Below are 21095 nucleotides of genomic sequence, written 5' to 3'. Positions count from 1 at the left end.
AGTCGATGAAGGACGGACTCGTCGTCGTCGACAAGCCGGGCGGCTGCACCTCTCACGACGTCGTCGCCAAGCTGCGGAAGGTGTACGGGCAGCGCCGCGTGGGGCACGCGGGCACGCTCGATCCCGACGCGACGGGAGTACTGCTCGTCGGGCTCGGGCGCGCGACGCGGCTGCTGCGCTTCCTGCAGGAGGCGGGGAAGTCCTACCGGGGGCGCATCGTCTTCGGGATCGCGACGAGCACTCTCGACGCGGCGGGAGAGATCGTCGAGCAGCAGCCGATGCCGCTCGCGCAAGACGACATCGAGGCTGCGGTCACGCGCTTCGTGGGTGAGATCGAGCAGCTCCCACCGATGGTTTCGGCGGTGAAGGTCGGTGGACGCCGGCTCCACCAGCTCGCGCGCGCGGGAGAAGACGTCGAGCGCGCGCCGCGCCGAGTGCGCGTCGATCGCTTCGAAGTCGAAGACTTCGAGTCGGGGCCGTACCCGTCGGTGACGGTGTTCGTCGAGTGTGGGAGCGGCACGTATATCCGTGCGCTCGCCGCCGACCTCGGCGTGGCGCTCGGTGGCTGCGCGCATCTGGCCTCTCTGCGTCGACTGTCGGTGGGGTCGTTCACGCTTGCCGAGGCGCGAGAGCTCGACGACGTGGTCGCGCAACCTGACCGCGCCGTGATCTCGCTCGCGCATGCGATGCGTGATCTCGAGCGCGTCGACGTCGACGACGAACAGGTGCGCGCCGCGAGTCACGGGATCGCGTTCCCGATCGGTTCGCTCGGCGAGCGGGGGCCGGGCCCGTTCGCGCTCGTGGGACCAGGAGACGAGCTCGTCGCGGTGTACGAACGGCGCGGGGCAGCGTGTAAACCTGCAGTCGTGATCGCCTCCTCGGGCACCGAGAGCTGATGAAGATCGTCGAGCGGCTCGCCGAACTCAGGTCCGACGCGGGCGCGGCAGTGACAATCGGCGTGTACGACGGCGTGCACCTCGGTCATCACGAGGTGCTTCGGCTCGTGCGCGATCTGGCCGATGCGCGCGGCCTCGACGCAGTGTGCGTCACGTTCGATCGCCACCCGGCTGAAGTCGTTCGACCGGACTCGGCCCCGAAGCTCCTCACCACGCTCGACCAGAAGCTCGAGCTGCTCGCGGAGACCGGCTTTCTCGACCGTTGCTTCGTCCTGCACTTCGACGAGGCACGCAGCCGCCAGGCCGCGGAGGAATTCGCGCGGGAGGTGTTCGTCGACGGCGCCGGCGCGCGGCTCGTCGTGGTCGGGGCCGACTTCCATTTCGGAGCGCGACGCGGTGGCAATGTCGCGCTCCTCGAACGGATGGGGGCCGAGCTCGGTTTCGCGGTGGTGGGGCTCGGCCTCGAAGCTACGTCCGGGGGAGTCGTGTACTCGTCGACGCGCATCCGGGAGCTCTTGGCCGAGGGCGACGTCACCGCCGCCACCGAGCTGCTCGGTCGACCGCACGAGGTGCGCGGCCGGGTCGAGGTGGGCGACCGCCGCGGCCGCGAGCTCGGGTTCCCGACCGCCAACCTGATGGTCCCGACCCGGGTGTGCCTTCCGGCCGACGGCATCTACGCGGGCACCTTCGTCGGCCCCGACGGCGTGGAGCGTGCCGCCGCGATCTCGCTCGGGCGGCGCCCCACGTTCTACGAGCACGCGGAGATGTCGCTGCTCGAGGCGTTCGTGCTCGACTTCGAGGGCGACCTCTACGGCGACGAGGTGAAGGTCCGGTTCGTGGAGCGCCTGCGGGGCGAAGTGCGTTTCGAGACCGTCGAGGCCCTCGTGGAGCAGATGGCGCGAGACGTGGAGCAGACCCGCCGTCTGCTCGGCTGAGCGACCCCCGTGGTAGCATCAACGGCTGGTGTTCCGGCACGCGGCCGGCACACATCCGTTACTTCCGAAGTCGAAATTCCGAAGTCAGGTTTCTGCCGGCTCATGCCCGACACTGCCACCACGATCACCGAGCACCGCCTCCACGAGTCCGACACGGGTTCCACGGAGGTGCAGGTTGCCCTGCTCACCGGGCGGATCAACCACCTTACGGAGCACTTGAGGGTCCACGAAAAGGATCATCACTCGCGCCGTGGGCTGCTCATGCTCGTCGGCCAACGGCGTCGGCTGCTCGACTACCTCCGGCGAAACGACGTCGAGCGGTACCGGGCACTGATCGCAAAGCTCGGACTCCGGCGGTAGCTGGATTGCGGAGCGGCACCCGATCAGGGTGATTGGGCCGCCCCGTTTCCGCGTCACAACTCAAACCTGCGAGCGCGACGTCGGTTGTCAGTCGCCACCGCCCGGGGTCCCATCACCGAATGCGGCCACTCCGGACGGCGACAACTGGGAACCGCCACCGCTCGCTCCGTACGAAGGAGTACGTCTCATGGCCAGTTCCCAGGAATTTGGCGCAGCTATCCGCGTCAGCGGCCCGATCAATGCCGCCGGCAAGACCATGACCCTCGAGACCGGCCGGCTCGCGCCGCAGGCCACCGGCGCGGTGCTCGTGCAGGTGGGCAACACCATGTTGCTCTCCACCGTCGTCACCACCAAGCCCCGTGAGGGCATCGACTTCTTCCCGCTTACAGTCGACGTCGAGGAGCGGATGTACGCGGCCGGCAAGATCCCGGGAGCGGTGTTCCGCCGTGAAGCCCGGCCGAGCGAGCCCGCGGTGCTCACGTGCCGGCTCACCGACCGCCCCCTCCGGCCGTCGTTCCCCGAAGGCTTCCGCAACGAGGTCCAGGTGATCGCCACCATCCTCGGAGCCGACCTCGAGAACCCGCACGACATCGCGTCGATCAACGGCGCGTCAGCCGCGCTCATGGTGTCGGGCATTCCCTTCGACGGTCCGATCGGCGCAGTGCGCTTGTCGCGCCACGGCTCGGAGTGGATCACGCACCCCACATTCGAGGAGAGCACGGAGTCCACGTTCGAGCTCGTCGTCGCCGGTCGTCGGGTCGAGTCGGGCGACATCGCGATCATGATGGTGGAAGCGGGCGGCACCGGGGCCACCTGGCGCCTTTACGAAGAGGGCGCGCCGAAAGTCACCGAAGAGGTGATCGCCGAGGGGATCGAGGAGGCGAAGCTCGGGATCGGGCTCGCCATCGACCTCCAGAAGGAGCTCGTGGCGGCGGTCGTGCGCGAGCACGGTCCGATCGAGCCGATCACCTACGAGGTCTACACCGACTACGACGACGACGTCTTCGAAGCGGTCGCCGGCGAGGCCACACCGAACACCGCCGAGGCGATGGCCATTGCCGACAAGACCGAGCGCAACGCTCGCGTCGACCAGATCGAGGAAGGGCTGCTGCTCGCGCTGTGCGGCACCCAGGAGCTGCCCGCACCGTTCTTCCACGAGAGGGCCCAGGTGCGGCGCGCGTTCCGTGCGCTGCAGAAGAAGGTGGTGCGCAGCCGCATCGTCAACGAGGGGGTGCGCATCGACGGCCGCGGCACCACCGATCTCCGGCCACTCTCCTCCGACGTCGGGCTCGTGCCCACTTCGCACGGCTCGGGCCTGTTCCAGCGCGGCGAGACACAAGTGCTCAGCGTCCTCACGCTCGGGATGCCACGCATGGAGCAGTCGATCGGCCTCGACGAGTTTCGCGGCACCACCAAGCGCTACATCCACCACTACAACTTCCCGCCGTTCTCCACGGCTGAGACCGGACGCGTGGGTGCGCCCCGCCGCCGCGAGATCGGGCACGGCGCGCTCGCCGAGCGGGCGCTCCTCCCGGTGGTCCCTTCGAAGGAGGAATGGCCCTACACGCTGCGCGTCGTGTCGGAGGTGCTCAGCTCGAACGGCTCCACGTCGATGGCGTCGGTGTGCGGGTCCACGCTGTCGCTCATGGATGGGGGGGTACCGATCAAGGCTCCAGTGGCCGGCATCGCGATGGGCCTCGTGTACGCGGACGGCAAGTACACGACGCTCACCGACATCCTCGGCACCGAGGACGCCTTCGGCGACATGGACTTCAAGGTCGCCGGCACGCGCGACTTCGTCACCGCGCTCCAGCTCGACACCAAGATCGACGGTCTGCCCGCCGAGGTGCTCACTCAGGCGCTCATCCAGGCGCGCGAGGCGCGGATGAAGATCCTCGACGTGATGGCCGAGGCGATCGCCGAGCCGCGGTCGGAGCTGCGCGAGACCGCACCGAAGATCGTGAGCTTCGAGATCCCGATGGACAAGATCGGCGAGGTGATCGGGCCCAAGGGCAAGGTCATCAACACGATCACCCAGGAGACCGGCGCCGACGTGTCGGTGTCCGACGACGGAGCGGTCGGGCTCGTCACGATCGGATCCACGAACGGCGAGTACGTCGAGGAGGCGCGCCGCAGGATCGAGCTGATCCTCGACCCGCCCACGGCCGAGCTCGGTGCCGAGTACACCGGCCGCGTCGTCAACGTCACCAAGTTCGGTGCGTTCGTCAACGTCCTGCCGGGCCGCGACGGCCTGCTCCACATCTCGAAGCTCGGCCGCGGCAAGCGCGTCGAGCGCGTCGAAGACGTCCTCAACCTCGGCGACGAGGTCACCGTGCGCGTCGACGACATCGACAACCAGGGCAAGCTCTCCCTGTCGTTTGCCGACGACACGAGCGCCGACAGGAGCTCTGACAGGAGTGCCGACAGGAGTGCCGACAGGAGTGCCGACAGGAGTGCCGGTGGTGGTGGCGGTGACCACGACGGCGGCGGCACCGGGCGTGCGCCCCGGGAGTCGCGTGCGCCGCGGGATCGTGGCGGCGACGGCGAGGGTGGCGACCGTCCCAACGGAGAACGCACTCGGGCGAGCGCCGATGCCGATGTCGCCTCGTTCGACGAGTTCTGGGAATCTCAGGCCAAGGACGAGTTCGGCGACCTCGGCCCCGCCGAGATCAGCCGCTCGGGCGGCGCGCGCACCGGTGGCGGGCGGCCCGGGGGCGACCGCGGGGGCGACCGCGGTGGCCAACGCCGCCGCCGCCGGCCCTGACTATTCGCTCGCTCACTGCGCGCCGGGGTACCCGGCTCGCGGCCGTTCGCTCGCTGGCGAGCGAGCTGCGCTCCTCCGTCGCTTCGCTCGCCGCGAGAGCCCCGTTCGCTCCTCAACCAGACGGGGTTCGGAGTCGATGATCGGCGGAATGGTCGACGACGCATCCGGCATCAGTCGTTCGCGCCTCGAGTCCGGACTGCGGATCGTCACCGAACGACTGCCTGCACTCCGCTCGGTCGCGGTCGGTTTCTGGATCGGTACGGGCTCGCGCGACGAACCCGACGAACTGGCCGGGGCGAGTCACTTCCTCGAACACCTCTTGTTCAAAGGCACCGAAGCGCGCCGGGCGGTGCAGATCGCCGAGGCGGTCGAGTCGATCGGCGGTGACATGAACGCGGCCACCGGTCAGGAGGTCACGCAGTTCTACGTGCGCGTGCCCGACCGCCACCTGCCGCTCGCGCTCGACATCCTGTCCGACATCGTGTGGTCGCCGGCCCTGCGTTCCGACGACGTCGATTCGGAGCGCCAGGTGATCCTCGAAGAGATCCGGATGCGCGATGACACGCCCGACGATCTCGTCCACGATCTGTTCGCCAACGCGCTGTTCCCGGGTCATCCGCTCGGGCGCGGGATCGCGGGTACGCAGGAAACGATCGCGGCGATGCCGCGCGACGCGATTGTGGTGTACCACCGCACGCACTATCACCCCGCGAACGTGGTGGTCGCGGTAGCGGGGAACGTCGAGCATGACGATGTGGTGAAGATGATCGAGGACGCGCTCCCTGCGCGCACTCCCCACTCCCGCGCTCGGCGCGTCGACGGCACAGACAGCCCAGAGGAGCCGCGGCCGGTGATGGTCATCGAGCGCCCGCTCGAGCAGGCGCACCTCGTCCTCGGCATGCGCGCGCTTCCTCGCGACGACCCCGACCGTTACGCGCTCGCGGTGGTCGACCAGGTGCTCGGTGGCGGGATGAGCTCACGCCTCTTCCAGGAGGTCCGTGAGCAGCGCGGCCTGGCGTACTCGGTGTTCTCGTACCGCAGCGCGTTCGAAGAGACCGGCGCGCTCGCGGTGTACTGCGGGACATCACCGGAGCGGGTCGACGAAGTGCTCGGCGTCGTCCGCGGTGAGCTCGACCGGTTGATTGCCGACGGCGGGATCACCGAGGGCGAGCTCGAGCGCGCGAAGGGCCATATGACGGGCTCGCTCGCGCTCTCGCTCGAGAGCTCGTCGAGCCGGATGCACCGCATCGGGCGCTCCGAGCTCACCCTCGGCGAGGTACCCGAGATCGACGAAGTCGTGGCGCGCGTCGAGGCGATCGGCGACGACGACATCGCACGCGTGATCGACCGTGTGCTCGCTGCGGGGAGGCGTTCGCTCGCCGTCGTCGGCCCCGTGACCGAGGATCTCGCGCGCCAATAGGAGACGCAGCGGAGCGGAGTCGACCCGTCATCTAGTGTGAGCGGATGATCAAAGTCGGTGTGTTCGGCGCCGGCGGGCGCATGGGGTCCACCGTCTGCAACGCGGTCGTCGACGATCCCGAGCTGGAACTCGTGGCCGCGGTCGACCCGTACCACGTCGACATCGACCTGCGGCAGCTCGGTGTGCACGGCGCCGGCCTCAACGTCGCAGCCAAGCCGGACGCCTTCCTGCACGCGGGCGCCGAGGTCGCGGTCGACTTCACCGTGATCGACGGCGCGCGCGAGAACCTTGCCTGGTGTGCCGACAACGGCGTGCACGCGGTCGTCGGCACGAGCGGGTTCGAGAAGGCCGAGGTGGAGCAGTTTCGCACGCGCTTCGAGGCGTCCGAGGCGAACGCGGTCATCGTGCCGAACTTCGCGATCAGCGCGGTGCTCATGATGCGCTTCGCCGAGCTCGCCGCCCCCTACTTCGAAACCGCCGAGATCATCGAGCTCCACCACGACGAGAAGATCGACGCGCCGTCGGGTACCGCGATCGCCACCGCGGAACGCATGGCGGACGCGTCCGGCGACTGGGCGCCCGATCCCACCACGAAGACCGTGCTCGAGGGCGCGCGTGGCGGCGAGGGCGCGGCAGGCATCCCGATCCACTCGGTGAGGCTGCGCGGCCTGATGGCTCACCAGGAGGTGCTGCTGGGCACCACCGGCCAGTCGCTCACGATCCGGCAAGACTCGTACGACCGCACCTCGTTCATTCCGGGCGTGCTGCTCGCGATCAAGGCGATCCCCACGAGGCCCGGTCTCACGTACGGGCTCGACGCGCTCCTCGGGATCTGAGTGGCCGAGAGCGTGACCACGGTGCGCGCGATGTAGGGCCGGCGGGCAGTACCCTCGGGCGCTGATGAGTCGCCCGCCGGTCACGATCACCTTCCTCGGCGGGCTGGGCGAGATCGGGCGCAACTGCTTCTGCCTCGAGGTCGACGACCGCATCCTCGTCGTCGATTGCGGCCTGATGTTCCCCGACGTCGACATGCCGGGCGTCGACCTCGTCTTGCCCGATTTCACGTACCTCCGCGAGAACGCCGATCGGGTCGAGGGCGTGTTCCTCACGCATGCCCACGAGGACCACGCGGGCGGCTTGGCCTTCCTGCTCCGCGACGTCGCCGTCCCCATCTACGGGTCGCCGCTGTCTCTCGGTCTCGCCCGTTCCCGCATCGAGGAGGCGGGGATGCTCGATCGCACAGAGTTGATCCCGGTGTACGACGGTGAGCGGCGCTCGATCGGGCCGTTCGACTGCGAGTTCATCCCCGTGACGCACTCGGTGCCGCATGCCTTCGCCACCGCGTACCACACGCCGGCCGGGACGATCCTCCACAGTGGCGACTTCAAGCTCGACCTCACCCCGGTCGACGGCCGCAAGACCGACCTCGCGCTGATCGGCGAGATCGCGAAGCGGACCGGTGGCGTGAAGCTGCTGCTTTCCGACTCCACGAACGCCGAGCGGCCCGGGTTCACGCCGTCGGAGACCACGGTCGGGGCCACGATGCGCACGATGTTCCGCGACCATCCGGAGCGCCGGATCATCGTCGCCTCGTTCGCCTCACACCTCCACCGCGTGCAGCAGGTGTGCGAGGCGGCTCTCAACGCCGGTCGTCGGGTCGCATTCCTCGGGCGGTCGATGACCCAGAACGTGGCGCTCGCCCGGGAGATGGGCATGCTCGACATCCCGACCGAGCGCGTGATCGACATCGAGGAGGTACCGCGCTACGCGCCGGGCGAGGTGTGCGTGGTGTGCACGGGGTCGCAGGGTGAGCCGTTGAGCGCGCTCTCGCTCATGGCCGCGCACGAGCACAAGTTCATCAAGGTGAGCGAAGACGATGTCGTCGTGATCTCGGCGCACGCGATCCCGGGGAACGAGTCGAACGTGTCGCGCGTGATCGACTCGCTGCACCGCGCCGGCGCCGAAGTCATCCACGGCGGGAACGCGGGCGTCCACGTATCGGGTCACGCGTCACAGGAGGAGCTGAAGTTCCTGCTCGACATCGTGCAGCCCGACTGGTTCGTCCCCGTGCACGGTGAGTACCGCCACCTCGTCCACCACGCGCGGCTCGCGCGGGAGGTGGGCGTGCCAGCCGACCACGTGCTCGTGTGCGAGGACGGCGACGTGCTCACGGTATGTGAGTCGGGGATCGAGGTGGAGCGCCGCGCGGTACCGGCCGGTTACCAGTACGTCGACGGCATCGTCGGCGATGTCGGTCTCGGCGTGCTGCGCGACCGGCGCAACCTCGCCGAGGAGGGGCTGGTGGTCGTCATCGTCACCATCGACGCGGCGACCGGCGACGTCGTCACCGGCCCCGAGATCGTCACCCGCGGTTGGGTCTACGCGCCGGAAGCGGAGGAGTTGCTCGAGGAGGCAAAGGCCGCGGTGCGGGCGTCGCTGGCGGAGGCGGCCGACGAGGGTGCCACCGACTTCGAGACAATCCGCCGGCATGCGCGCCGGTCGTTGGGCAAGTTCATCAACGAGCGCACCCGCCGTCGTCCCGCCATCATCCCGGTGGTGATCGAGGTCTGAGGAAGCGGCTCCGCTCCGGATATCAGAGCCGTACTACTCGCCGACGGGCCAGTGGTCGACGGTGAGCCCTCGCATCGGGAAGTCGCGCGGATTGCCGGTCGCGAGGCGGGCGCCGATCCCGAGCGCCGCCGCCGCGATGAGGCAGTCCGCCTGCGCCACGGTCGTCCCTCGTCGCGCGAGATCCCGGCGCCATGTTCCTGCCCGCTCACCTTCGATCCGGCCGAGGGGCGCGAGGCGCAAGCCGTCGAACAGCCGATCCGCGTCCTGTCTCTCGCGCGGGAAGAGCCCACGCACCACTTCCTCGACGTTGACCGCACAGGTACAGGGAATATCGCCGTCGGCGCGAAGGGCGCGGAGCCGATCCATGGCGGCCCGTCCTCGCAGCGCGTCGATCAGCACGGTCGTGTCGAGGAGGATCGCGCCCATCAGCCAACCCGGCGCGTGTCACCCCGGCGCTGCTCGCGGACCCAGGCAGCCGGATCGTCGTCCCACGCGTGTCCGTGATCGGAGATCGACCCCAAGGCAGATTCGATCTGTTCCCATCGCCACTGATCCTCGAGTGCCGATCGAATCGCTTGTGCGATGAACGCGCTTCGCTCCCTTGGTGCGACTCGCGAGTCGAGATCGGCGACCAGATCGTCGTCGAGCACGATGTGCAGCCTCATGGGCGGAGAATAGCCCACAGGTGAGCACACGCCCGGTTGCGTCGGTGAGGCTGCCGATCGGTACGGGATGCTGCTGTGGCTGGTGTGGGCGGTGTTAGCTTCGCGGGATGCCTGCAACGAAGATGCGGCGTAAGGGTTCCGCGCGCTCCAGGAACCGCAAGCCCGCCCGGAAGCCGGCGCGCCGCCGGTCCGCATCCCGGTCGCGCCCGGTCGCGCAGCAGCCGTCAGCGCTCTCGAAGGGGCGTGCGGCCGCGTCTCGTCAGCTCGCCGGCCACCGCGCCGACGCCGCGGCGGTGGGGCTGGTCGTCATCGGTGCGCTGTGCGCCCTCGGCCTGTGGACCGACCTCGCGGGCCCGGTAGGGGACGCGCTCGCCGACGGCACCGGTGCGCTCCTGGGGCGGGCCCGGGTCGCGATCCCCATCGTGTGCATCGCGTTCGCCGTCGTGCTGATGTGGCCGCGGCGCGCGGTGATCGACGACGCCCACACTGACGCCGAGGACACCGACACGTCTCGGGATCCGGGCGAGCCCGGCGAGCCGCCCACGGTCCGGATCGCGATCGGGGCGCTGCTCCTGCTCGCCGCCGACGTCGGCATCCTGCACCTCGCCTACGGTCGGCCACCGCTCGACGGTCCGCTCGATGCGATGCGTGATGCCGGTGGCGTGCTCGGCGGCATCGTCGCCGCACCGCTCGCCGCGGCCACGGGCGTCGCCGGGGCGAGCGTCATCCTCGGCGGTGTTGCGCTCCTCGGCGTGCTCCTCGCCCTCGGCCTGTCGATCCGAGCGGTTGCGACCGCCACCGGCAGCGGCGCGCGCCACGCCATGCGGTACGCGCGCGCCGGGCTCGGTGCCGCCGACATCGCCGGGCCCGAGGACGAGCCCGAACCCGAACCGCTCGCCGACGACTCGGTACACGAACCAGTGCACGAGCCGCTGCCCGAGCCGGAGCCCATCCCGATCGTCGCGCGTGAGGAACACGTCGAGATCGCGCTGCCCACTTCCACCGATCCCGACGGTCAGCCGGATGGTCAGCTGGTCATCGAGCTCGGCGACGACGCGCACGCGCGTGTCGGTGACTGGAAGCTTCCGCCGCTCACTCTCCTGAAGCGTGGCAGCGGCGCGCTCGCCGACCGCCGGATCGCGGAGGAAGGCGGGCGCGTGCTCGAGGCCACGCTCGCGCAGCACGGTGTCGACGCGCGGCTGATCGGCATGACCATCGGGCCCACCGTCACTCAGTACGCGCTCGACCTCGGTCCCGGGGTCAAGGTGAACCGCGTCACCGGGCTCAGCCACGACATCCAGTACGCGATGGCCTCGCCCGACGTGCGCATCCTCGCGCCGATACCGGGGCGCAGCGCGATCGGCGTGGAAGTGCCGAACCGCCAGCGCGAGCTCGTCACCCTCGGCGACGTCCTCGCCGCGCCCGAAGCGCAACGGGCAACGCCGCCGCTCGCCGCCGGCCTCGGTCGCGACATCACCGGGAAGTCCGTGATGCTCGACCTCACGACGCTGCCGCACGTGCTCATCGCGGGCGCAACCGGCGCGGGAAAGTCGAGTTGCATCAACTCGCTCGTCACGTCGTTGCTCATGCGTTGCACGCCCGACCAGGTGCGGCTCATCCTCGTCGACCCGAAGCGGGTCGAGCTCGGCGCGTACAACGACCTTCCGCATCTGCTCACGCAGGTCGTCACCAACCCCAAGAAGGCGGCGAACGCGCTCGACTGGGCGGTCCGTGAGATGGACCTGCGGTACGAGCTGCTGGCAGAGGTGGGCGTGCGCGACATCACCGGTTACAACACCGCATTCGACCGCGGTGAGCTGCCCACCAAGGACGATCCCGATCCCGTCACCGGCCACGGGTACGAGCGGCTGCCGTTCATCGTGATCGTCGTCGACGAGCTCAACGACCTCATGATGGTCGCCGCGCGTGATGTGGAGGCGAGCATCTGCCGGATCGCGCAGATGGCGCGCGCGGTCGGCATCCACCTCGTGATCGCCACGCAACGCCCGTCCGTCGACGTGATCACCGGCGTGATCAAGGCCAACGTCCCGAGCCGGCTCGCGTTCTCGGTGAGCAGCCTCGCCGACTCCCGCGTGATCCTCGACCAGGCCGGCGCCGAGAAGCTCATCGGCCAGGGCGACATGCTGCTGCTCGGCGCCAGCTCGAGCCGTGCGCAGCGCATCCAGGGCGCGTGGGTCGACGAGGAGTGCGTGCGCAAGGTCGTCGCCCACTGGCGACGGCAGGTGTCCGCCCTCACGTACGTGGACGGTATCGCCGGCGACGAGTCGGCCCGTGGTCGATCGGTCGACGACGGCTCGCCCGATACCGACGAGCTGCTCGACGAGGCCATGGACCTGGTGGTCCGGAGCGGCTTCGGATCCACCAGCATGCTCCAGCGCAAGCTGCGGGTCGGCTTCGCCCGGGCCGGGCGCCTGATGGATCTCCTGGAGCGCCGCGGCGTGGTGGGTCCCTCCGAGGGCTCGAAGGCCCGTGCGGTGCTCATGACCGTCGAGGAGCTCGAGGAGCTGCGCGACAAGGTTTGAGTCAGGGTCCGCGGTACATTCTCCGTCACCAGAACTGCGGTTCCGACATCTGGGGGGATGAGCACGATGGGCACAGTGGGCAAACGATCCGGCTCTCTCGCGGCGGCCGCCGCGCTGCTGGGGGCTCTGTTGGTACCGATGCTCACCACGAGCGCAGGTGCGGCGACGGGCACGACGGGTCCCCAGGTCGCAGGCGTCGGCATCGGCTCGAAAGCGGCGCTCGCCGAAGACACGTGCACCGCCGCGACGAAACGGACGAGCTTCGCCGCGGTGGGATCCGGTCCCTTGTGCGTGAATCCATGGCCCGCGGGCAAGGACAACGGCGGTGCAACCGCCCCCGGTGTGACCGCCGACAGCGTGAAGGTCGTCGTGTACTACGGCAACGAAGCCATGGAGGATGCGGAGCGCGCCGCCGGCGGGCGTCTCCCGATCAACCAGGTGACCGGTCAGCCCGGCACCTGGACCGACAGCTTCAAAGACTTCGACGAGGTGTTCCAGTACGCGATCGAGAAGTTCAGCACCTACCAGACGTGGGGCCGCAAGCCCGTCTACGAGTTCGTCAAGGCGTCGGGTCCCGACGAAGCCGCCCAGCGCGCCGATGCCCTGCTGGTCAAGGGGTTGAAGCCGTTCATCGTGATCGACGCGGCGAACCAGAGCCAGGGCGCGTCGGTCTTCGAGGCCGAGATGGCCAACGCCAAGATCATCGTCAACGGCGCTGCCGCGAGCGCGCTCACCACCGCGCAACTCGAGAAGCAGGCGCCGTACCGGTGGGCGACGCAGGCCGACAGCACCGCATCCATCTACCTCGTCGCGAACTTCCTCTCGAACTCGCTCTCCGGCCGCAAGGCGAGGTGGGCCGGCGACTCCGCGCTCGCGTCGAAGAAGCGCGCCTTCGGGCTCGTCAGCCCCGAAGGCAGGATCGACGTACCACTCTTCAACTCGCTGATGAAGAAGTACGGCGGCACCGCGACCGTCGAGGCGGTTGCCTACGATCCCGAAGCGGATTCCGCGACGATCGACGAGACCGCGAAGACGCTCATCGCGAAGCTGAAGTCGAAGGGCGTCACGAGCGTGATCCTGTTCGCGAACAACACCACGGCGAGGTCGTTCACGGCCGCGGCAACATCGAACGACTTCAATCCCGAATGGATTGTGACCGGCTACCAGTTCCAGGACTTCGACGGGTTCGCCCGCACCTACGACCAGGCGCAGATGGAGCACGCGTTCGGTCTCGGTGTGCTGACGCCGCGGCCGACTGCAGACCCGACCACGCCGGCGCCACTCGGCCAGTTCGAGTGGTACTGGGGCAAGACCCAGGGCACGACCGCTGCCACCACCATCGGTTGGATGTCGTTCATCTACGGGACGATGCAGTACGCGGGGCCGATGCTCACCGCGCAGAACGTCAAGAAGGGGCTGTTCTCCGTGCCGGCCGTGGGCGGAGCGTCCAACGGGACCGTCTCGTTCCAGACCGGCTACGGGCGGACGGTGGGTCTGCCCTACGACGAGTATCTCGGCCTCGGCACCGACGTGAACTTGATCTGGTGGAACGCCGACCTCAAGACCGGCGGCACCAACGCGGTCGAGACCTTCCCCGGAACGGGACGGTTCATGTACCTCAACGGGGGGAAGCGCTTCTCGTTCGGGCAGTTCCCGAAGTCGGAGCCGAAGTTCTTCGACGAGGCCGCGTCGCTCTACGAGTTCCCGCCGGAAAGGGCCTACTCGACCGGCAAGGTGCCGGCGGCAAATCCGTGCACGGGGTGCCCGAGTCAAGGCGGCGCGGGCGCCTGATGCCTGCCCGACCGTAGGGAGTTCCGGCGCGGACCCCTTTGATTCAAGCGGGTGCCCGGACCTGCCGACATCTGAGCATGCTCACGAGGCTCAGCTTCCGAGCCAAGCTGCTGCTCGTCCTCTTCGTGCCGTTCCTCGCACTCGTCGTGATCGCGGGGGCGGGGCTCCGTGACCGCTTCACGGCCCTGCGCGCGCAGGAGCAGTACGGCGAGGTCTCGGGCCCGATGCAGTCGCTCGACAACCTGAGCCGCGCACTCGAGAACGAGAGCGTCGTCACATCGTGGTACGTGTCGAGCGATGGCGATCCGCAGTCGGAGCTCGAAGCCGCGCGCACGGGGACCGACGCGGCCTCGCGCGTGTTCCGCGACGGTGAGCAACGTTTCGTCGAGGCCGGCGTGAGTGGTACCACGATCGCGGCACTGAACGCCACGAACGAAGGTCTCGACCAGGTCGCGCGCGAACGGCGGAGCGTCGACTCCCTGGACGCCTCCGCAAGTGACGCGCGCTCGTTCTTCCTCGGCGTCGACGACGACCTGCTTCGCTTCGGCGAGCGCGCGGCGCGCGACCTCGAGGATCCCGAAGCCTCCGCGAGCCTGTCGCGTGTGTTCTCCCTCCAGCGCGAGCAGCACGAGTTGGCGGCTGAAGCGGGGATCTTCGTCACCGTGGCCGCGACCGGCTCGCGCGACGACTTCGGCCCGTGGCTGAGCGCGATCGCGGCGCAGGCGCGCGAGCGGCAGCGCTTCACCGTCGGCGCGACGAGCGCCGAGGAGCGCGCGTTCTCGAGTGTCAACCTCGACGATCTCACCGCCACCGGCGATCTGCCCGCCGCGTTCCCGACCACTCTTCCTGAGCCCGCGACGATCGTCGACGACTACCAACAGCAAGCGCGCGCGCTCGACCGCGCGATCGATAAGGTCGACGGAGCGATCGGGGCGGCGTCGAGCGAGCGGGCGAATGCGGCCCAGCGCGACGTGTGGATCTACGGCGGCGGCGCGGTGCTCGCGATGCTTCTCACACTGGCGCTCATCTGGTTCGTCGCCCGCGCCGTCCTGCGTCCGGTCCGCCGGCTCACTGCCGCGGCACGCGAGATGTCGCAGACCCAGCTCCCGCAACTCGTCGAGCTGCTGCGCGAAGGCGGCGACATCAGCGGTATCAAGCCTACGCAGATCACCGTCACGTCGGAGGACGAGATCGGTGAGCTCGCGCAGGCGTTCAACGACGTCGAGTCGGTGACCCTCGACGTCGCCGAGCAGCAATCGCGCCTGCTCCGCAAGGGCATGGGCGACCTGTTCGTGAACCTCGCACGCCGAAACCAGAGCTTGCTCGAGCGCCAGCTCGAGCTGCTCGACGAGCTCGAGCGCAACGAGCACGATCCCGCCGCGCTCGACGCGCTCTTCAAGCTCGACCACATGGCCACCCGCATGCGCCGGAACGCGGAGAGCCTCCTCGTGCTGTCGGGCGCGGAGCAGCCGCGGCAGTGGCAGCAGCCCATCGCCTTGCTCGACGTGGTCCGGTCCGCCTCCGCGGAGATTGCCGACTTCCCGCGCGTCGATCTCGTCGGTGTCGATGACGAGCTCGCGGTCTCGGGCCACGCGGTGGCCGACCTCGCGCACCTCGTCGCCGAGCTCCTCGAGAACGCGACGTCGTTCTCGCCGCCCGACGCGGCGGTGGTCGTCTCGGGCGCGACGACGGCGTCGGGGTTCGTGCTCGCGATCTCCGACCAGGGCATCGGCATGCCGGCGGAGAAGATCGCGGAAGCGAACCAGCTGCTCGCGAAGCCCCCGGTGGTCGGCCTCGCCCTGTCGCGTGCACTGGGCCTGCACGTCGTCGGTTCGCTCGCGGCTCGCCACAACATCACCGTCGAGCTGCGGCCGGGTGCGCCGGTCGGACTCGTGGCGCTGGTGTCCCTGCCTTCGACAATTCTCGCGCGTGAAGCCGCGCCCTCCACCGCCGAGCCGATCTTCGCCCCCGACATCGGGCCCGACGGCGAGCCCATGCCGCTCGGCGCGCGTCGCGTCGCGTGGCGACCTGCCGACGAGCCACCCGTGGAGGAATGGCGCGCCGAGGGCCTCGCCGAACCCGAGCCCGGGCACACGCAGATGTTCGCGCCCCCGCTCGTCGACATCCCACCGGTCGCCAAGTACCCCGCGCCCGAACCCGGCCCCACCGAGGAAGCCGAAGCGCCTCTCGACGAGCCGGTTGCCGACGCGCCGCTCCCGACGCGCGTGCCCGGCCACCACCTGAGCCACCAGCCCACCGTCGAAGCTGACGAGCGGGTTGCGGAGGCCGATCCGCTCCGGCCATACCGCGTGCACGAGCTGCTCACGCGCCACGACCTGGGCAAGCGCCGCGGGCGCGCGGAGCACGACGAGGCCGTCGACGGGCCACCGCCCGCTGCCAGCGTTCCGCCAGATCAGCATCGACCAGGTCAGTATCGAGAGGACGAGCGATGACCCAGCTCAGCACGGAGGCGCGCAACCTCAACTGGCTCGTGTCCAACTTCGTCGAGCGTGTGCCGGGTGTGAAGGAGGCGACGGTGGTGTCGTCCGACGGCCTTCTCATCGCGCTGTCCGACGGGCTCGACCGGAGCTCCGGCGATCGCCTCGCCGCGGTGTCGGCCGGGCTCCTCAGCATCGCCAAGGGCGCTTCGGCGCCCATCGGTGGCGGCCGCGTGTACGAGGTGATCGTCGAGATGGACCAGGCGATGCTCTTCGTGATGCGTGTGAGTGACACGTCGGTGCTCGCGGTCACGACGGAACGTCCGTGTGACGTCGGCCTCGTCGGCTACGAGATGGCGGTCCTCGTCGAGAAGTGTGCGAGCGCGCTGACACCGGGTCTCGTATCGGAGCTGCAGACGTTGCTCCCGCGATCGGCGATCCGGTGACCGGCGATCCGGTGATTGGCGAGGGCCCACCGGGAGACGCTCCCATGGACGAGGAGCCCTCGGGTACAGAGCAGGACGTGTTGGATCTTCCGCGCCGCGGGGTCGTGCGCCCGTACGTGCTCACGCGTGGACGTACGAGCTCGTCGCTCGGCGCGTTCGAGCTGCACGCTCCGGTGCTCGCTCTGGTCGCGACGGAGCAGCTCGGCCGGCATGCCACCCCGGAGGACCGCAAGATCATCGAGCTGTGCCAGACCCCCACGTCGGTCGCAGAGCTCGCGGCGCGCCTCGGCACCCCGGTCGGAGTCGTGCGCGTGCTCGTCGGCGACCTTGCCGACGCGCAGATGGTGCAGGTGCGACAGGCAACAGAAGAACGCGCCGAGCATCGCGACGTGCGGCTGCTCGAACGGCTGTTGGAGGGTATCCGTGCACTCTGACCTTCCCGTCTCGATGAAGCTCGTGGTCGCCGGTGGTTACGCCGTGGGCAAGACCACGTTCGTGGGCACCATCTCCGAGATCGAGCCCCTCACCACCGAGGCCGACATCACGGTCGAGAGCCTGGGCGTCGACTTCCCCGGGCCGGTGACCACGAAGACCGGCACGACGGTTGCGATGGACTTCGGGCGGATCACGCTCGGGCCCGACATGGTGCTGTACCTGTTCGGCACGCCGGGCCAGGACCGGTTCCTGTTCCTCTGGGACGAGCTCGTGCGCGGCGCCGTCGGCGGGATCGTGCTCGTCGACACCCGGCGCGTCGCGGACTGCTTCCCGGCCGTCGACTACTTCGAGCACCTGGGCATCCCGTTCGTCGTCGCGGTGAACCTCTTCCACGGTGTGTACCGGCATCACCCGCGCGAGGTGCGCGAGGCCCTGTCGGTGCCGGCCAACGTGCCGGTGGTCCTCTGTGACGCGCGCAACCGACTCCACGTGAAGGAGACGCTGGTGCTCCTCGTGGAGGGCGCGCTCCGCCGAGCACAGATGGCAAGCGCAACGACATAGGGGAGCGAACGTCCGCGGCGCAGGTATCCTGCGCCGCAGTGAACGAGCCAATGTTTTGGGTCGAGACTCTCGGCTGCCCGAAGAACGCGGTCGACTCCGACAAGGTCGTGGCGTCCCTCGTGGCCGACGGGCTCGCGGCTGCCTCCGGCCCCGACGAGGCCGACGTCGTCGTGGTGAACACGTGTGCGTTCATCGAGGCTGCGCGCCAGGAGTCGATCGACACCATCCTGGCGCTGGCGGCCGTCCGCAAGCCGGGGGCGAAGCTCGTGGTCACCGGCTGCCTCGCGGAGCGCGCCGGCGACGAGCTCGCCGCCGCGCTGCCCGAGGTCGACGCCGTCGTGGGGTTCGCGGGCGAGGGTTCGCTTGCCCAGGTGGTGTCGTTGGGTCCACCGCGCCGGAAACCGACCGGCGTCCGCGATCTCCTCGAGCTGCCGCGGGCCGCCCCTTCGCTGCCGTGGGCCTACGTGAAGATCGCGGAGGGCTGCGACCGCGCATGCGCGTTCTGCGCGATCCCGTCGTTCCGCGGCAAGCAACGGTCGCGCACACCCGAGTCGATCGAAGCCGAGGTGCGCGGGCTGGTAAACGGCGGCGTCGCCGAGATCGTGCTGGTCGCGCAGGACCTCGCGTGGTACGGGCGCGACGCGGGCGAGCCGGGTTCACTCGAGCCGTTGCTCCGCCGCCTCGATCGTCTCGCGTCCGACGGGCTCGCCCGTGTGCGCCTCCTCTACCTGTATCCGAGCGAGGTGCGCGACCCGCTGGTGGCGACGATGCTCGAGCTCCCGACGGTCGTCCCCTACTTCGACCTGTCGCTCCAGCACGCGGACCCCGCGCTGCTGCGCGCGATGAAGCGGTGGGGGAGCGGCGAGCGCTTCCTTTCGATGATCGAGTCGATCCGCGCGGAGGAGCCCGACGCTGCGTTCCGGTCGTCGTTCATCGTGGGCTTCCCGGGCGAGGACGAAGCGCAGCACGACGCGCTCCTCGCGTTTCTCGAAGCCGCGCAACTCGACTGGGCAGGGTTCTTCGCGTTCTCGCGTGAGGACGGCACGCCCGCGGCGTCGCTCCCGGGCGCGGTACCGGAGTACCTGGTGGGAGAGTGGCTGCGCGAGTGTGAAGACGTGCAGGAGCCCATCACGCGCGGCGCGCGCGACGGGCTTGTGGGCGCCGAGATCTCCGTGCTCGTCGACGGGCGTGACGAAGATTCCGGCGTGCTCGTCGGTCGCACCTATCGCGAGGCTCCCGAGATCGACGGCGTGGTGCATCTCGACGCCGAATGGGCGCGCCCCGGCGCGCTCGTCCGCGCGCACGTCACCGACGCGTTCGGCACCGACCTCGTGGCCAAGGGCCTGCCGTGACATCCGGCGCCAGCGGCGCGCGCAGCGACCGGAGGGAGCGCAGCGCGCTCGCCAGCGAGCGAACGCCCGCGAGCCGGGTATCCCGGCTCGCAGAGAGCGAGCGCGTCAAAAGGTTCAGCGACAGCGCGATCGCCACACCGGCGAACTTCGTCACCGTCGCACGGCTGGTGCTCGCCGTGCCCACGCTGCTGTTGATCGCGGATCGCGGTTCCACCTGGCTCACGGTGACCCTGTGGTTCGTGCTCGCGTGCACCGACCGGCTCGACGGCTGGCTCGCACGCCGCGACGGGGCGACGCGCTCGGGCGCGTTCCTCGATCCCTTGGCCGACAAGTTCCTCGTGATCGGTGGGTTCTTCGCGCTCGGTCTTCGCGGCGACTTCTCGTGGGCCGCAGTCACCATCGTCGCGGTGCGCGAGGTGGGGATCTCGATCTACCGGTCGTTCGCGGGGCGCCGTGGCATCTCGCTCCCGGCGCTCCAGATGGGCAAGTGGAAGGCGTTCTTCCAGTTCCTCGCGGTCGGCATCGTGCTCTTCCCGCCCACCTACGAGTGGGCGACGGTGCACGACACGATCCTCTGGATCGCGATCGCGCTCACGGTGGTGTCGGCGCTCGACATCGTGCGCCGAGGGTGGAAGCAGCAGACGCAGCGGGCCGCCGATGCGGGTTGACGTCCTCGCGATCGGCACCGAATTGCTGCTCGGCCAGATCGTCGACACCAATAGCTCGTGGATCGGGGAGCAGCTGTCGGCGGCGGGCCTCGACACCTGCGAGCACCGCAAGGTGGGCGACAACCTCGGTCGCATGGTGCAGTGCCTGCGTGAGTTGCTCGACCGCGCCGACGCCGTCATCGTGTGCGGCGGCATCGGGCCCACGCCCGACGACGTCACACGTGAGGCGGTCGCCGAGGTGATGGGCGTCGAGCTCGAGCGTCGCGAGGAGCTCATCGAGCACGTCGCTCGGCTCTTCGGAGGTCGTGGTCGCCCGATGCCCGAGAACAACCTGCGGCAGGCCGACGTGCCGAAGGGCGGCGACGTGATCCCGAACCCGATCGGCACCGCGCCCGGGCTGCGGTGCGAGGTCCCGATGCCGGACGGGGAGGTGAAGATCATCTACGCGGTGCCCGGCGTGCCGTACGAGATGACCGAGATGATCACGAAGTTCGTGCTGCCCGACCTGCTCGAGCGGTCGGGGGAGCGAGCGGTGATCGTGTCGCGGTCGCTGAAGACGTGGGGCGCCTCGGAGTCGGGGCTCGCGGAGATGATCGCCGAACGGGTCGACCAGCAGACGAACCCCACCATCGCGTTCCTCGCGCGAGGGATCGAGGGCATCTACGTGCGCATGACCGCCAAGGCGCCCACCGAGGACGAAGCGCGCGAGTTGCTCGACGCGGAAGACCGTGAGCTGCGCTCGGTGCTCGGCGAGTTGGTGTTCGCGGTGAACGACGACACGATGGAGTCGGAAGTGTTGCGGCTGTGCGAGGCGCGCGGTTGGTCGCTCGGCGTCGCCGAGTCGCTCACCGGCGGGTTCATCGGCGCGCGCATCGCCAACGTTCCCGGCGCGAGCCGCACGTTCCGCGGCTCGATCGCGTCCTACGCCACCGAAGTGAAGCGCGAGATCCTCGGCGTGACCGCCGAGCACGTCATCACCGAAGCCGCGGCGAAGGAGATGGCCGAGGGCGCACAGCGCGTGCTCGGCGCCGACGTCGGGATCTCCGCCACGGGCGTGGCGGGCCCCGACGAGATGGAGGGCCAGCCCGTCGGCACGGTCTGGTACGGGATCGCGGTCCCGGGCCACGAGACCGAGGCGGTCACCGCGCGGCTGCCGTTCGACCGCGAGCGCATCCGGCAGTTCTCCACGATCTCGGTGCTCAACCTGCTGCGAATGCGACTCCTCGCGCTGCCTTGACCCAGATGACGTG

The 21095-nt window shown here is 69.5% G+C and carries 18 protein-coding genes; 16 read left to right on the top strand and 2 right to left on the bottom strand.

All coding sequences use genetic code 11. The features are described 5' to 3' along the window. Positions 1-5 precede the first annotated feature (5 nt). The 7 genes from truB to WD271_00735 all read left to right on the top strand — a co-directional run bounded on the left by truB (position 6) and on the right by WD271_00735 (position 8946). Positions 6-896, top strand: a complete 891-nt coding sequence (truB, locus tag WD271_00765; GenBank protein MEX1006359.1) for a tRNA pseudouridine(55) synthase TruB — start codon at positions 6-8, stop codon at positions 894-896. Next, positions 896-1831 carry a bifunctional riboflavin kinase/FAD synthetase gene (locus WD271_00760; GenBank protein MEX1006358.1) on the top strand — a complete coding sequence of 312 codons (936 nt, stop codon included), beginning with the start codon at positions 896-898 and terminating at the stop codon, positions 1829-1831. The genes truB and WD271_00760 overlap by 1 nt, the downstream gene beginning before the upstream one ends. A 102-nt stretch (positions 1832-1933) precedes the next feature. Next, positions 1934-2191 carry a 30S ribosomal protein S15 gene (gene rpsO, locus WD271_00755; GenBank protein ID MEX1006357.1) on the top strand — a complete coding sequence of 86 codons (258 nt, stop codon included), beginning with the start codon at positions 1934-1936 and terminating at the stop codon, positions 2189-2191. Between the two features lie 187 nt (positions 2192-2378). Next, positions 2379-4955, top strand: a complete 2577-nt coding sequence (locus tag WD271_00750) for a polyribonucleotide nucleotidyltransferase (protein MEX1006356.1) — start codon at positions 2379-2381, stop codon at positions 4953-4955. 136 nt (positions 4956-5091) lie between these two features. Next, positions 5092-6375, top strand: coding sequence for a pitrilysin family protein (locus WD271_00745; protein MEX1006355.1), 1284 nt, complete (start codon positions 5092-5094; stop codon positions 6373-6375). Between the two features lie 44 nt (positions 6376-6419). Further along, complete coding sequence (gene dapB, locus WD271_00740) at positions 6420-7211, top strand: 4-hydroxy-tetrahydrodipicolinate reductase (protein ID MEX1006354.1); 792 nt, start codon at positions 6420-6422, stop codon at positions 7209-7211. Between the two features lie 64 nt (positions 7212-7275). Then, positions 7276-8946, top strand: coding sequence for a ribonuclease J (locus WD271_00735; protein ID MEX1006353.1), 1671 nt, complete (start codon positions 7276-7278; stop codon positions 8944-8946). Between the two features lie 33 nt (positions 8947-8979). Here the strand turns inward: WD271_00735 and WD271_00730 are convergent, their stop codons facing one another. Continuing rightward, positions 8980-9372, bottom strand: coding sequence for a PIN domain-containing protein (locus tag WD271_00730; protein MEX1006352.1), 393 nt, complete (start codon positions 9370-9372; stop codon positions 8980-8982). Continuing rightward, on the bottom strand, positions 9372-9611 hold the full coding sequence (locus tag WD271_00725) for a hypothetical protein (GenBank protein ID MEX1006351.1): 240 nt from the start codon (positions 9609-9611) through the stop codon (positions 9372-9374). Before WD271_00725 ends, WD271_00730 begins: the two co-directional genes overlap by 1 nt. A 107-nt stretch (positions 9612-9718) precedes the next feature. Here WD271_00725 and WD271_00720 point away from each other — a divergent pair, with 107 nt between their 5' ends. From WD271_00720 to WD271_00680, 9 genes are all read left to right on the top strand, one after another. Further along, complete coding sequence (locus WD271_00720) at positions 9719-12154, top strand: DNA translocase FtsK (GenBank protein ID MEX1006350.1); 2436 nt, start codon at positions 9719-9721, stop codon at positions 12152-12154. A gap of 66 nt (positions 12155-12220) precedes the next feature. Further along, positions 12221-13945: a hypothetical protein gene (locus WD271_00715; protein ID MEX1006349.1), complete on the top strand. Its 1725-nt coding sequence runs from the start codon at positions 12221-12223 to the stop codon at positions 13943-13945. Positions 13946-14022: 77 nt separating this feature from the next. Further along, the gene (locus WD271_00710; GenBank protein MEX1006348.1) at positions 14023-16398 is read left to right on the top strand and encodes a nitrate- and nitrite sensing domain-containing protein; all 2376 of its coding nucleotides are present in this window, start codon (positions 14023-14025) and stop codon (positions 16396-16398) included. Beyond that, positions 16395-16829: a roadblock/LC7 domain-containing protein gene (locus WD271_00705; GenBank protein MEX1006347.1), complete on the top strand. Its 435-nt coding sequence runs from the start codon at positions 16395-16397 to the stop codon at positions 16827-16829. The genes WD271_00710 and WD271_00705 overlap by 4 nt, the downstream gene beginning before the upstream one ends. A 44-nt stretch (positions 16830-16873) precedes the next feature. Next, positions 16874-17263 (top strand): DUF742 domain-containing protein, encoded by a 390-nt coding sequence (locus WD271_00700; GenBank protein ID MEX1006346.1) that lies wholly within the window; start codon positions 16874-16876, stop codon positions 17261-17263. A gap of 13 nt (positions 17264-17276) precedes the next feature. After that, entirely contained in the window at positions 17277-17825 is a 549-nt protein-coding gene (locus tag WD271_00695; GenBank protein ID MEX1006345.1) for an ATP/GTP-binding protein, read from the top strand. Positions 17826-17863: 38 nt separating this feature from the next. After that, on the top strand, positions 17864-19177 hold the full coding sequence (rimO, locus tag WD271_00690; protein MEX1006344.1) for a 30S ribosomal protein S12 methylthiotransferase RimO: 1314 nt from the start codon (positions 17864-17866) through the stop codon (positions 19175-19177). Next, complete coding sequence (locus WD271_00685; protein ID MEX1006343.1) at positions 19174-19845, top strand: CDP-alcohol phosphatidyltransferase family protein; 672 nt, start codon at positions 19174-19176, stop codon at positions 19843-19845. Before rimO ends, WD271_00685 begins: the two co-directional genes overlap by 4 nt. After that, positions 19835-21082, top strand: a complete 1248-nt coding sequence (locus WD271_00680; protein MEX1006342.1) for a competence/damage-inducible protein A — start codon at positions 19835-19837, stop codon at positions 21080-21082. The genes WD271_00685 and WD271_00680 overlap by 11 nt, the downstream gene beginning before the upstream one ends. Positions 21083-21095: the final 13 nt, after the last annotated feature.

The organism is Acidimicrobiia bacterium, from assembly GCA_040880805.1.
Taxonomy (GTDB): domain Bacteria; phylum Actinomycetota; class Acidimicrobiia; order IMCC26256; family DASPTH01; genus DASPTH01.
This window is presented reverse-complemented; position numbering and strand designations above follow the sequence as displayed.

Excerpts from the sequence above, each read along its gene's own strand:
- WD271_00735 (MEX1006353.1), top strand. The coding sequence starts at position 7,276 with ATGAGTCGCCCGCCGGTCACGATCACCTTCCTCGGCGGGCTGGGCGAG.
- truB (MEX1006359.1), top strand. The coding sequence starts at position 6 with ATGAAGGACGGACTCGTCGTCGTCGACAAGCCGGGCGGCTGCACCTCT.
- WD271_00680 (MEX1006342.1), top strand. The coding sequence starts at position 19,835 with ATGCGGGTTGACGTCCTCGCGATCGGCACCGAATTGCTGCTCGGCCAG.
- WD271_00760 (MEX1006358.1), top strand. The coding sequence starts at position 896 with ATGAAGATCGTCGAGCGGCTCGCCGAACTCAGGTCCGACGCGGGCGCG.
- WD271_00750 (MEX1006356.1), top strand. The coding sequence starts at position 2,379 with ATGGCCAGTTCCCAGGAATTTGGCGCAGCTATCCGCGTCAGCGGCCCG.
- WD271_00705 (MEX1006347.1), top strand. The coding sequence starts at position 16,395 with ATGACCCAGCTCAGCACGGAGGCGCGCAACCTCAACTGGCTCGTGTCC.
- WD271_00745 (MEX1006355.1), top strand. The coding sequence starts at position 5,092 with ATGATCGGCGGAATGGTCGACGACGCATCCGGCATCAGTCGTTCGCGC.
- rpsO (MEX1006357.1), top strand. The coding sequence starts at position 1,934 with ATGCCCGACACTGCCACCACGATCACCGAGCACCGCCTCCACGAGTCC.
- WD271_00725 (MEX1006351.1), bottom strand. The coding sequence starts at position 9,611 with ATGAGGCTGCACATCGTGCTCGACGACGATCTGGTCGCCGATCTCGAC.
- WD271_00695 (MEX1006345.1), top strand. The coding sequence starts at position 17,277 with ATGAAGCTCGTGGTCGCCGGTGGTTACGCCGTGGGCAAGACCACGTTC.
- WD271_00715 (MEX1006349.1), top strand. The coding sequence starts at position 12,221 with ATGGGCACAGTGGGCAAACGATCCGGCTCTCTCGCGGCGGCCGCCGCG.
- dapB (MEX1006354.1), top strand. The coding sequence starts at position 6,420 with ATGATCAAAGTCGGTGTGTTCGGCGCCGGCGGGCGCATGGGGTCCACC.
- WD271_00700 (MEX1006346.1), top strand. The coding sequence starts at position 16,874 with ATGGACGAGGAGCCCTCGGGTACAGAGCAGGACGTGTTGGATCTTCCG.
- WD271_00720 (MEX1006350.1), top strand. The coding sequence starts at position 9,719 with ATGCCTGCAACGAAGATGCGGCGTAAGGGTTCCGCGCGCTCCAGGAAC.
- WD271_00710 (MEX1006348.1), top strand. The coding sequence starts at position 14,023 with ATGCTCACGAGGCTCAGCTTCCGAGCCAAGCTGCTGCTCGTCCTCTTC.
- WD271_00730 (MEX1006352.1), bottom strand. The coding sequence starts at position 9,372 with ATGGGCGCGATCCTCCTCGACACGACCGTGCTGATCGACGCGCTGCGA.